13 protein-coding genes and 1 pseudogene are annotated in these 12,530 nt (G+C 34.6%); 12 read left to right on the top strand and 2 right to left on the bottom strand.

The genetic code is table 11. The features are described from left to right. Nucleotides 1–234: 234 nt before the first annotated feature. Complete coding sequence (locus tag PQF83_RS26075; protein ID WP_001125083.1) at nucleotides 235–1,185, bottom strand: nucleoside hydrolase; 951 nt, start codon at nucleotides 1,183–1,185, stop codon at nucleotides 235–237. Nucleotides 1,186–1,810: 625 nt separating this feature from the next. Between PQF83_RS26075 and PQF83_RS26070 the strand changes: the two genes are divergently transcribed. Continuing rightward, nucleotides 1,811–2,794, top strand: a complete 984-nt coding sequence (locus PQF83_RS26070; protein WP_000796697.1) for a hypothetical protein — start codon at nucleotides 1,811–1,813, stop codon at nucleotides 2,792–2,794. 9 nt (nucleotides 2,795–2,803) lie between these two features. After that, nucleotides 2,804–3,730: a hypothetical protein gene (locus PQF83_RS26065; protein WP_046647685.1), complete on the top strand. Its 927-nt coding sequence runs from the start codon at nucleotides 2,804–2,806 to the stop codon at nucleotides 3,728–3,730. 66 nt (nucleotides 3,731–3,796) lie between these two features. Here PQF83_RS26065 and PQF83_RS26060 read toward each other — a convergent pair whose 3' ends face one another. Then, nucleotides 3,797–4,588: a hypothetical protein gene (locus PQF83_RS26060; RefSeq protein ID WP_046647683.1), complete on the bottom strand. Its 792-nt coding sequence runs from the start codon at nucleotides 4,586–4,588 to the stop codon at nucleotides 3,797–3,799. A 294-nt stretch (nucleotides 4,589–4,882) separates the two neighbouring features. Here PQF83_RS26060 and PQF83_RS26055 point away from each other — a divergent pair, with 294 nt between their 5' ends. The 10 genes and pseudogenes from PQF83_RS26055 to dnaN all read left to right on the top strand — a co-directional run bounded on the left by PQF83_RS26055 (nucleotide 4,883) and on the right by dnaN (nucleotide 12,528). Then, nucleotides 4,883–5,146, top strand: a complete 264-nt coding sequence (locus PQF83_RS26055) for a hypothetical protein (RefSeq protein ID WP_001996246.1) — start codon at nucleotides 4,883–4,885, stop codon at nucleotides 5,144–5,146. Between the two features lie 439 nt (nucleotides 5,147–5,585). After that, nucleotides 5,586–5,852, top strand: a complete 267-nt coding sequence (locus PQF83_RS26050; RefSeq protein ID WP_001996153.1) for a hypothetical protein — start codon at nucleotides 5,586–5,588, stop codon at nucleotides 5,850–5,852. A gap of 23 nt (nucleotides 5,853–5,875) precedes the next feature. After that, the gene (locus PQF83_RS26045; RefSeq protein ID WP_046647679.1) at nucleotides 5,876–6,100 is read left to right on the top strand and encodes a hypothetical protein; all 225 of its coding nucleotides are present in this window, start codon (nucleotides 5,876–5,878) and stop codon (nucleotides 6,098–6,100) included. Nucleotides 6,101–6,360: 260 nt separating this feature from the next. After that, nucleotides 6,361–6,645 carry a hypothetical protein gene (locus PQF83_RS26040; protein WP_046647677.1) on the top strand — a complete coding sequence of 95 codons (285 nt, stop codon included), beginning with the start codon at nucleotides 6,361–6,363 and terminating at the stop codon, nucleotides 6,643–6,645. Nucleotides 6,646–6,713: 68 nt separating this feature from the next. Further along, entirely contained in the window at nucleotides 6,714–6,965 is a 252-nt protein-coding gene (locus tag PQF83_RS26035; protein WP_046647675.1) for a hypothetical protein, read from the top strand. Nucleotides 6,966–7,295: 330 nt separating this feature from the next. Beyond that, complete coding sequence (locus tag PQF83_RS26030) at nucleotides 7,296–7,673, top strand: hypothetical protein (protein WP_046647673.1); 378 nt, start codon at nucleotides 7,296–7,298, stop codon at nucleotides 7,671–7,673. A gap of 40 nt (nucleotides 7,674–7,713) precedes the next feature. After that, nucleotides 7,714–8,064 (top strand): annotated as a pseudogene (locus PQF83_RS26025) (Rad52/Rad22 family DNA repair protein); the annotation flags it as partial. A 767-nt stretch (nucleotides 8,065–8,831) separates the two neighbouring features. Beyond that, complete coding sequence (ltrA, locus tag PQF83_RS26020) at nucleotides 8,832–10,730, top strand: group II intron reverse transcriptase/maturase (RefSeq protein WP_002019929.1); 1,899 nt, start codon at nucleotides 8,832–8,834, stop codon at nucleotides 10,728–10,730. A gap of 77 nt (nucleotides 10,731–10,807) precedes the next feature. After that, nucleotides 10,808–11,335, top strand: coding sequence for a hypothetical protein (locus tag PQF83_RS26015; protein WP_046647670.1), 528 nt, complete (start codon nucleotides 10,808–10,810; stop codon nucleotides 11,333–11,335). Nucleotides 11,336–11,415: 80 nt separating this feature from the next. Beyond that, on the top strand, nucleotides 11,416–12,528 hold the full coding sequence (gene dnaN, locus PQF83_RS26010) for a DNA polymerase III subunit beta (RefSeq protein ID WP_046647669.1): 1,113 nt from the start codon (nucleotides 11,416–11,418) through the stop codon (nucleotides 12,526–12,528). The last annotated feature ends 2 nt before the right edge of the window (nucleotides 12,529–12,530 follow it).

The raw sequence follows: 12,530 nt of genomic DNA, 5'->3' as shown, positions 1-12,530 counted from the left end.
TTCCACATTTCCTCATGCAACCCACGAGCCCGTTACCAAGTCCGCAGTTTCGGATGGAGATAGACTTTGCATCTAATCTAGTAGCAGAAGCTACCCTGTGGGAATGCGACTTCTTGTCGCACCATAATTCTCGATATAGGAAGTTCTATTTTAGTAAACTCATAGCAACTACAATACATCCAACTATAAATAATTCTTTTTTAAATATGTATTTTTATCTTTACTTAGGATATGCTATAGTCTTTTCCTTAAAAATGTTTCCATAATATCTCTCTTAAATCTTTCATAATTGAACTGAAAAGCGATATTATGTGTTTTATAACCTGGATTTGTCACAAAACGAAAGTCTGCGATACTTTGACCAAATCCTTCTCCTTGATCGGGAATTACTTTGATGGGCACTTTTGACAGACGAACTGCATCTGGATTCAACAAATACCATATTGTTACAAAATCATGCATAGGGCTTCCTCCTATGCCAGGATTCGATTTAGAGTAGAAATTATAGTAGTAGTCTAACATAGGTTTGATGATGAGTCCTGCAAGGTCTTGTGTATTCCGGTGAAATGCATCAATTTGTTGAACCATTTCAGGTGTAACAATCGCGTGTTGGGTGACGTTTAATGGAATAATTGTCAAATTCTTCGCATGCTGCAGAATTAAGTTTGCTGCATAAGGGTCTGCGTAAAAGTTAGCTTCAGCCACAGCAGTCACGTTTCCGGGGTAAAAAAAGGCTCCACCCATGCAAATGTATTCTTTCACATTCCGCATTGCTTCTAAATTCAAAATAAATGACGTAGCCAATGATGAAAGTCTTCCCAAATTGATAATTGTAAGATCGTCTAAATTTGAGTTTATAATTTTGTAAATATCATTTATGGGATAAATTGGATAAGGGATTTCAGGTGGAATGATAGGTCCTAGTCCTACTTTTCCATGTACTTCAGGAAAATATTGAACCAATATACCTGTTAAAGGTACAGAAGCACCGAGAAATACGGGTATCTCTTTTCTTCCCGAAATATACTTCAAATAGTTAATATTTTTTATAGCATTCTCTCTCGATACATTTCCATAATCCGCTACAATCCCCACAAGTTGGATATCCTTACGAAAAAAGGTGTACAGAATAGCAAACACATCATCAATTCCCAAATCTGTAAACAAGAGAACTTTTTTGGGCATATGTTTTCCTCCAAAAGCCATAAAATTTTATTTTTACTAAGGATGTAATGAATAGGCTTGTACTATATTTGATATATATTTGATATATATTTGATATATATTTTATATATTCTTCAATAGTACATTTTGTTCATCTATAACTTTAGATATCTTATATGTGTTTGCATCTAAAAAAGTATTTTTGTTTTGTATATTGTATACAAGTACAGTTAACATAACGCATCATTATTGGTAGAGAGGAAAAAAGCGGGCCCTTACTCTCACAGGGAGTCCGCTTTTTTTTGTTCTATGGATCTATTCAATTTTTTATACATTCCTATCTTGGTGCGGTTTTAGGGTTCTCGTTTGTTACTGAATTACTCGAAAAATTGTATAAAATTATGCATACTCTTAGCGTGTTTTTTCCGAAATACTAGCGGTCCCCCTAGTAAGGCTGCATTCTAGATTTTGATTTAACCTATAGCAAACTTATGATTTTAAAATTATTCTTGCATTTGAGTAGAAATACCATTATATTTGTATTAACAACTATATAAATAAACCATAATTTACGTGAAGGACACACCTTACGTACCATCCCAACGGTACAGGTGTGTCCTTTTTTACGTTCTAGGAGGAAAATATAATGGCAGAAGATAAGACAAACACTCAAACTGTAGAAGAACTTGGAATGGCTTTTGAAGCAGAGAACCTACAAGGTGACACAGTGCTAGAAACAAACTTTAATCAATTTGAGCGAGTACGTGATCATGAACTAGAGGAATTAGCCCGTATGAAACGTGAGCGTACTGTAGGAAAAGGCTTGATTACAGTCGTATCTGAAAAGCTATTCCCAACTAAAAACGGAAAGTCTGAGCGTATACAAGTACTTACAATGCAAATTGGTACTCATACAACAGCATATTGCCCCATTACAGAGGCAGGTATAAATGTTCCTAAAAATCCTCAATGGCTAGTTGGTAGAACCAAGCCTTTAATCATTGAACACTTCCAAAAAACGGAGGAAGGCAACTTTGCTGTTGTATCTATCACTGCAGGAGAATTGGCACTTCAAAAAAGATTATATGAAGAAGTGACAGCGCAAGAGGGCAACAAGGTATACACAGGAACCGTTTCAGGACATATCCCATCTGCACAAACAGTCTTAGTTGAAGTACACGGTGTAACAATAGGTGTACGGTACTCACACTGGTCCTATACATTCGTCCGTCCGGAGGATATTGTCATTGGTGATGTTGTAGAACTTATCATCGATAAAGTAGGGGAAAAGAATGGCCGTTATGAATTTAGAGGAAATAAAAAGAAACTAGAAACAGATCCAATTGAAAAATTGTTAGAACTAAAGAAACGCCGTGACCGATTTGTAGGTAAAATTGTAGGGGTAGACGCTATTGCGGGTATTTTCGTAGAGGTTGCACCAGGAATTCAGTTTAAAGGACTCAAGAGCCGTAATCTTGCCAATCCAACTGTAGAAGATGCGAAAAATCAAACGATTGTTACATGTGAGCTGCTTAATATCGACGCCAAAAATAGAAAAGGTACAGTGCGTATCCTAAATTATCCGCAGGGACAAAGTAAAAAAACTAATTCGTCAATTTTCCAATTTTAATGGATGACTATGCGTACAATAGAGAAACAATTGCCTACTTATGTCCCTTCTATTCCTCATTTATCAAGTGAGGATGTACAGGGACTTAAAATATATCGAATACATGAACTGGATAAAACCTATGTATTCCATTCTTTTGACGAATTGGTTAAGTTTAAGCAGCGTTTAACAGAAGAACAGTATACCGTACTTGCTTTCATTGGTGTTCATACATCTGTTCGATTTAATCATTTATTATATTTATTTAAGGATAAATATTCACGTAAGAAAATAAATGATGCACTTCAAGGATTACTTTACTACCGTCTAATTGAAAAATGGCAAGTGGAGAGTTTTGATATGGAGATCTTTGAAGAAACATATACGTTATCCGACAATGGTTACAAATTTTTAAAATACTGGCAGGGAAATATGTTCTTCTTTGCTCCAGAACGAATTGATAATCACGGTAAATATGTTCACCTACGTTATTGGCACGATATAGATTTAATCTGCCATCTACGTTATGCTCCATCGTTTTTAGGGCATATCATGCATCCATCTATTAGTAAAGGGGTTTTTACCCCTCCTTTAAGTTTTGCAGTGCAAGGCGGAGTAAATCATAAATTTAATTTCGTTGTATACTCCTCCCTATTAACAGATAAAAAGGATCGTTTAAAACGAATTATTGCTCGATGGAAAGATTTCGTAGAGTCAGGAAAAGATGTTATTATGCAAGATTTAGGAAACAATCCTACAGTCTTAGTTATATATGTTTCTACTGAAAACCAAGCAAAGAAAATTAATAATGAACTATTACTCGACCTGCTTCCTGGTAAAGTATTGTTATGTATAGGAGAAACCTTGCACATACAAGGATTGCAACATGCATTTTATGAGCCCCTTGCAGAAGGGGAGATTAAACAATTAAATACAAAGTTATTCATAACAAACTAAGCCACCCCTGCACTCTTAAGGGGTGGCTAGTTTTCTTATATAAGCTTTAGAATTTCGTAATGTAGGCTAAACCTTTTTAAGTAGTTTTTCCATAAATTCATTATGTAACTGTATACCCTCGTCATATAGACTATTAAACTTATCTAGTGTATCTTCTTCTTCCATAGTAGGATCAAAATAAAGTATATCTGTAGCTTCCCATAATTTTGCCCCAGCTTTTCTAAATATTTTTTCTTCTTCTTCTAATTCTTTAGGCGGAATTGCAGTTAACACTTTATCAAGATGCTCCTGGGCTTGTCTCATAAGAGCTTGTACAGATTTTTTATCTTTCGCAAATGGTTTATCATCTTTAAAGCAAGCAAGAAATGCTTTTAATTCCTTAGAGACAATCGATATATATTCTTCTTTAGTAATACGTCTATAATCTCTATTTTTTTCATGAAGTTGGTTTCGTGCATTTTCACCTAATTTTTCCTCGAAGGAATTTGAGTAGTTAGACATTTCATCTAAATCTTTTTCGCTAGTGTTATCAAACATATTGGTTGATTTACTAGTTAATTCTGGCATTTTATTAATTTCATTAATTAACATTTTAGAGTATTTTTTATAGTCTTCATGTGCTTCTTTAAATTCAGAAGGAGCATTTATTTTTTGAATTTTATTAATGAGGGAAATAGCTTTTTCAGCATGTTCTTTTCTCTCATTAAATGATAGAGATTTGTCACTCGCCTTCTCCATCTCTTCACCAGATTCATGTCCTACCTTTGCTATTGCTTCAATATATTCTTCTTTAGATACTGAACACGCTGCTAATACTACAAAACACATAATAGCAGTAATAATTTTGTATAATTTCATAAATCCTCCTATATTTACATAAAATATTATTTTAATTCATTATTTTAACATATACAAATATAAAAAAACAAACTTCATAATTACCATTTCAAATCGGTTGCAAACAATCTTCTCATTAAAAACAACTTAAGAAAATTAATTATCCTGTATCTGCCCCTATACAAATTACGGATTTTACGAAATAATATTCTTTGACACCTTTATGCAGAAAAACAATATATACAAATATAATCATTCGTGTAAAGGAATATATTTGAAAGGGGTAACACATTGCTACGTATACAACGAGGGTACATGTATGATCCAGATGATAATGAGGTCATTGTAAACGAAATTTTCTACAACGCTGCATCCGAACAAAAGTTAGGAAGCAAAATGGGTGTGTTTGCTGCAGAAAAACTCCCTACTTCCATTTTTAAAAAAGTTCAAGAAAACGAAAGTATGTCTTATATGGAAAGTATGGAAGTAGAAGAACAAACCATTCCAGAAATACTTTGTTATTTAGACCAAAATCAAAAACCAGAAAAACTCTATTTTGAAATGCAGTACATGAAGTAACAACAAGAACTGAAATAAGAGGGGATTTATAAACGTTGAAACAGGGGCATTATTATATAGTACATAAAACAACTATATATAAATTCCCTTCTTATTTTTGTTCCCTTAAAACAATTGAATATGATATAAAAATAGATTAATATATAACTATATTTATTGTTTAATTGATTCCGTTTATTCCCACACCTTTTTTGTGTTGTGGTTGAGTTGTAGAAGCAAGTTGCGTCTTGTTTCATTTGTGAAAGGGCTTCTTTGAGCCGATTAGTGTATATATAGCTTATTTTGCTATGCACATTTTTAATCGACTTAAAGAAGCCCTTTTTGTGTTGTCTTTAAGTTAGGAAATACTTGTATTAGACCATTTAGGCTAAACGAATAATAAGAGTGACTAAAGCACAATTTTAAGGTGCTTTTTTCTATTTGGGGAGGGGAACTATTAATGAAATTTTATAAGGTTAGTTACGGGGAAAATCAAGCTATAGCACTTATTGCAGCCAATAGTCCATATGAAGCAGTAGGATTTTATTTAATGGAAGCGCAAAGTGATTATGGTGAAGTAGAGTACGTTAATATAAAACGATTAGATTTGCATGAGCGAGTAAAGGTAGATTATGGACATATAGCAATCTATGACACCGTAGAAGAAATCTATCATCGTCAAAAGATTGTAAATTTCCCATGTGTTATAGCAAATTTACTACCATAAATTTAATAAAGTAGGTGTATATTATGAATGTTGAAAAAGAATTAAGAGAGATTTTATATTGTAAACAACTTATGAGGGATATGTTCTCTTTGTCAATTGAGAGAATCGAATATTTAGGTAAAGGGACAGTCTATATGTATTTTGCAGTAGTTTCAGAGCATGAACCGAATGTTTTCTATCGTATAGATAAAGATCTTGATACATTCAGGTTTGAAAAAGGCTCCTGGGCCTATGCTATTACACTGTAAAAAAGCTAATTTAGAGAATGTCGAATAATAAAAGCGGTAAGAAATTTCAACCAAATCCAAGGGTTTATCATATCCTACTTTTGTTAAGAATTTCTGAACTCTCCGTTTTTAAGAACATTTCATAAAAGAGACATAGTACAGTAGATATAGAATGGAATGCAACTATAGAAAATATGGGATTTATATATAGGTAAGGAACTTGTTGCAATGCTAAAAGCACAAGGAATTAGAAAATGTAAACCTGAGAGGAGCACTACAATATGATTACAGTTAACCGAGGATATATGTATGATCCAGATGATAATAAGGTCCTAATTACCGAAATTTATTATGAAGCTGCTACAGATACTAAATTAGGAAGTAAAATGGATAGCTTATCTTACTCAGCCATTCCTAATGAGATTAAAGAAAAAATAGAAGCAGCCGCTTCATTATCCTATGTGGAAAGCATTGAGATGTCTCAGCAATTAGCTGTCGTATATCAAAATGAAATTAACATGTATGGAAAACCAGAAAAATTATACTTTGAGTTAACTAGTATATAAGAGGGAAAAAAGACATTGGACGTATTTGTTCAGTGTCTTTTTTATTAATTTATAGAGGAGAATATAAAATGAATAGTGTAACTGAAATAGAAACAAGTCTTTGGACAATTTGTGTAGGGGATATTTTTAGCAATGGTCGTATGCCATACCATCTAAAAGTTGTAAAAATTGAAGTAGAAGATATGATGAAACCAGACGATGCGAAGGTATATAGTATACCTGTTCACCCTAAAAATCATAGAAGACGTATGAAAATAATGGATGTTTCAGAACATGTTTCTTATCGAGCTTGGTATTATAATGAGTTTTGGAGCAAATAATATACTATGGATGAAAGAGTGATACGGTTGTTTCACTCTTTTTTACTTGCATTAAAAATAAAGATAGTTTAATATACAGATATATTTATTATTTAATTGATTCCGTTTATTCCCACACCTTTTTTGTGTTGTGGTTGAGTTGTAGAAGCAAGTTGCGTCTTGTTTCATTTATGAAAGGGCTTCTTTGAGCCGATTAGTGTATTTATAGCTTATTTTGCTATGCACATTTTTAATCGACTTGAAGAAGCCCTTTTTGTGTTGTCTTCAAGTTTGGAGTTATTGTATAGCCAGCACTTTAGGCAATTATTTTATTAATTAGGGGGAAACATCATGAATTTAGCCATGGAAAAATCACAAGGGAAATTACAAAATGATGCTCATTTACATGACATTATTAAAGAAATTAAAGAACTAGCTAATCCTTTATGGATCAGTTCTTTATCAATGTTGCAAGCGCACAATCAAAACTTCAATACGAAAGCTACGACATTTAAGGATATTACCATTTCTGATTTAAGAGATTTGAAAGTAAGTTTAAGTCTCATTTATGCAGCAAGGAATATCAGTTGTAAAAGTATAGAGGATTTGAATAAGCGTCTATCCATTCAGTCAGGAAAAGATATTACTTCCTATGAGGATTGGCTGCTTCATGAAAACAGAGGAATTATATGTGAAATGATTGATGAACTTCGAAAGAAAGAGTGGTAACACCCAGATTCGAAATAACAAGTAATACAGGAGGATTATTATGACGAATATAATGGAAAGTTTACAAGCTGAATTTCCGTTCGAACAATTAGGTTGGAAAATTACACATACATTTGAAAGCCAAGGTCGTTTTTTTGCGTATGTAGCTCCATTTGTTGACGCACGCGCCATTCAGGACCGATTTGATGAAGTCTTTGGTATTGATAAATGGCAAGTGTCTTATGAAAAATGGGGTGAGAAGGCAACGAAATGTACCATATCAGTGTTTTTGAATGAACGTTGGATATCAAAAGAGGATGGAAGTGAAGAATCTGACTACAGTTCTGTAAAAGGTGGCTTTTCGAATAGTTTAAAAAGAGCTGCTGTACTTTGGGGCGTGGGAAGATACCTTGTGTGAACTGTTCTCGCACAAAAAGTTGTGGAAACACACTATATAAAAGCGAGGGAACTATAAAATGTTCTAACTGCATGTTTGACTATCAAGACTCGGAAGTAAGTCTTGCAAGAACATCGTAAACTCTTGAAAAGGTCTAATACTACGGATAGCAATAATAGAGAACCCTATCATTGTTATGAGCCCGTTGAAGGCGGTGAAAATCGAACCTAAATTCCTCAGGGAACATGGTAAGAAAAGTAATCGGGACGCCATAAAATAGCTATGGATAGAATGAATCATAGATTCTGGCGAATCACTGAATGTACGTGTCGATACTATCCGTTCCTTAGAAATATGGAGGAGGTAAAACCATACCTTTTCAGTTGTGGAAATGATAATAAGGTATATCAAATCTGCGGATAGGGACTATACCCTATTCATCTAATGAATCAAATTACGATTAGTTCATTAGTAACTGACGGCATAAAGGTGAGTCCTAAGGCTATATGTAAGGCTAAAACATGTGGAACAGTTGAAGTTGGTGAGAACGTCATACGATGGTTAATTATCGGTTCGTGGATATAAGGTATTACACATACAATACTGAAGTTCCTTAACACCAATGGCAGTAGGGTCATAGTACCAAAGAAGGTTATGTAATATAACTAGAGGGAAGGGCCCAAGTCTAATAATCATGCAAAGGCAAAATTATTCTAGGAATGTGTAACAGTAACCGACTAAACCTTAGAGCAAAATCTCAGCAAAAGAGGTGATGCAATTTGGTGCGAAAACTAGAAAATACTCTTGAATCAGAAACAGAATTAAAGAGAACATTAGACAAGCTGTACTCAAAAACAAAAGAGCATATGGAAAAAAAGACGAGAATCAAACACACATCTCTCCTTGAAATTGCGATGTCAAAACCTAATATTGTCACTGCGATACACTCGCTAAAAAGCAATAAAGGCTCCATGACTCCAGGGGTAGACGGAAAAACAATCCAAGACTACCTCAGACTATCCGAAGAAAAACTTATCGAGTTAATTCGTGGTAGACTCACAAATTTCAAGGCGCACCTAATAAAACGTGTGTTTATTCCAAAGGCTAATGGCGGACAACGACCTCTCGGTATTCCAACCATAGAAGACCGGATAATTCAACAAATGATGAAGCAAGTCTTAGAGCCTGTACTCGAAGCACAATTCTTCAAATACAGCTTTGGGTTTCGACCAGAAAGAACTACCTATCATGCGTTGGAAAGAGTAAAAGTCCTTGTTCATAACACTGGGTATCACTGGATCGTAGAAGGTGATATTCGTCAATTCTTCGACAAAGTAAACCATAGGATTCTTATAAAAAAACTATGGAGCATGGGAATCAAAGATAGACGAATATTGTGCCTAATAACGGAATTCCTCAAAGCTGGAATCTTCAAAAATATCATTAGAAATGACAATGGTACACCCCAAGGTGGCATATTAAGCCCCCTCTTAGCAAATGTATACTTACATTCCTTCGACAAATGGGTTGCCAAGCAATTTGAAGAATTTACAACCAGACATGAGTATTCGAAACACGATCATAAATTACGAGGTTTAAAATCTTCTAACCTTAAGCCAGGCTATCTAATCAGATATGCTGATGACTGGGTTCTAGTCACTAATAACAAATCCCATGCTTATAGATGGAAGACTGTTATCAAGAATTTTCTTCAGAAAGAACTTAAACTTGAACTATCCGAAGAGAAAACAAGAATAACCAACATCAGGCATAAGCCAATAGAATTTCTTGGCTTCAAATACAAGGTAGTCTTAAAAGGTGTAAAAGGAAAAAAGAAGAAGGATAAAAAGACAAGATATATCAGCCAAATAACTCCTTCTGATAAGAAGATTAAAAGAAAAGTAAAAGAACTCAGAGCCACACTCACTTCTCTCGGCAAAAGATTAAGCCACGATAAACTGAGTAATGCACAGCTAATCTTAGCCTATAACTCAAAGGTTAGAGGATTAATAAATTATTATTCATATGCCACCGAATCTCCCATAATGGATAGAGAAGGTTATAAGTTAAGAAAAAAGACTTTTAATCTTCTATCTAGGCGTGGTGGGGTCTTACATCCTATCAACAAGTGTATTAACCTTGCGGACAAATACCCTAAACGGACACAAAAGACTTTAGCTATTAAAACCGAAGTTGGCTACATTGGCATTATGCATTTAAACCTAACCAAGATGAACGAAAACCTATATAAACAAAAGGTTCAAAATGAAACTCCATACTCTCCTTCGGGACGTAAATTAATCGAGCGAAGAAAGGGAACAAAGGAGTTCAGTGTCAGACTAGATGAAATTACAAGCCTCTCTCTCCTTGAGAAAGTCAGGAAAAAACTTGTGAATTCACCCCGATACAATTTTGAGTACTTTATGAATAGAGGATATGCGTTCAACAGAGATAGAGGAAAATGTAGAATTACAGGAGTCCCACTTGGGAAGCACAACCTGCATGTTCATCACATTAATCCTAATCTCCCGTTAGAAGAAGTCAATAAGCTGCCAAATCTAGCCTGTGTAGATAAGGAAATTCACAAGGCAATACACAATGAAGTTGATATGAGCAGCATCTTGAATAATAAGGAAATTAATAAACTGAAACGATTCAGGAACAAAATTCATGCTATTTGATTATTAGATGGAGCGCCGTATGAGGTGAAAGTCTCACGTACGGTGTGGACCGGGGGAAAAGCCACTCTTAACAGGTAATGCTGAAGAATTGGCTTACCTATCGGTATTATAATGTAAAACCTATAAAAGTAGAACTTTCTACACGTAGCAATGGTCCAAATAGTATCTATGTTTCTTATCAAAAGAAAGGGTACCATTTCACACCACCTACTATGTTACAACAAAAACATAAACAAGGAAGTTCAAAGAAGGAACCATCGAATGGCCAAGTAAGTCTAGGAGTATTAATTCAAAACATACAAGAGCTTGCAAAACCATTAAGTATTACATCCAAGGAGATTCTACTTGCCTATAATCACAATTATAACGCACAAGCAAGAACCTTTGAGGATACGACGATTGGTGGTTTAGAAGGAATGCTAACTAGTTTACAGTTGATTCACGAAGCGAAGAATATTCGTCCTGGAAATGAGAAACAGCTTAACCGGTGGTTATCAGCTCTTATTCCTGGTGATGTTACGTCCTTTAGAGAATGGTTACTTCATGATCATACAGAAGCCATTCATCAACTTATAGAACAGTTAAAAAAACAACAAAGCGCGTAAACCTTTGTTTTATAGCAGGAAAACGAATGAACAGGATATGAGGTCTGTTCTTTTTTTATTACTTTTTGGAGGGATTTATTATGCAATTTACTATTAACCGTACATTATTTATCGAAAAATTAGAGAAAGCTAGTGCTACTGTAGACGTTAAAAACCCAATGCCTGCATTACAAGGTGTTTTATTGGATTGTAATTCAAAGGGAATGATTCTAATGGGGTCAGACGGTACAGAAACAGTAACATTAGTAACTCGCTTTAACGTAAACAGTGGGGATTGTACTGAACCGGGGAAGGTGCTTTTTGCAGCTGCTCCGGTACTTAAAACAATTAAGAAATTCAAAAGTGAATTCATCGGTCTTGAACATAAAAACAATGAGCTAAAAATCGTAGAAAGTAAGAAGAAACAATTTAGCTTTTGTACCATGGATCACGAAGAATATCCTGAAATTAAAATTGAAGCAGGGGAAGACTGGATTTCACTTTCACAAGAACAATTTGTATCAATGGCCAACGGAACATTACATGCTATTCCTGCAATGGATACACGTAAAATCCTAACAGGTGTGAACTTAAAATCAGTTGATGATAAGTTCTTTAGTATAGCAACTGATGCTCACCGTTTAGCCCGTTTACATTTTGATTGTACAAAGATCACTATCGCAAAAGATGGTGGAGTCGTGTTACCGATTAAGTCTCTTAAAACAGCTCTTAAGCTCTTTAATCGTGAAACAAATTTACAATTAAAGCTAATTAGTGATACACAGCTGTTGATCCGTGGCGAAAGTATTATTTATCAGTCTAGATTATTAGCTGGTACATATCCTGATACGGCACGTATGGTACCCGGCGAATTTAAAAGTGAAATACAACTATCACGTGAAGAATTTAAAAACACGTTGGAGCAGCTTTCAGCATTTTCTTCCTTAATCGTACTTACGTCAGAAGGAAAAGAAAGCATCCATCTTAAACCACAAAATTCTCAAGTAGGTACTGCAAGTGTAGAAATTCCATGTAATCAAGTAGAAGCATTTACATTGGCTTGTAATGTGGAATATCTGCTGCAAGCACTACAAACGATAACTTCTGAAACAATCGCGATAAAAATGATTAGTAATCAGAGACCTATCGTTGTAGTGGGAGCAGAGGATACAACTCACTCTAATCTGCAGTTAATTCTACCGGTTCGCGTGTAAGG

This window comes from Bacillus sp. FF-1, assembly GCF_028548245.1.
Classification (GTDB): Bacteria; Bacillota; Bacilli; order Bacillales; family Bacillaceae_G; genus Bacillus_A; species Bacillus_A paranthracis.
Note: the sequence above shows the minus strand (reverse complement) of the source record. Positions and strands in the feature narration are given on the sequence as shown.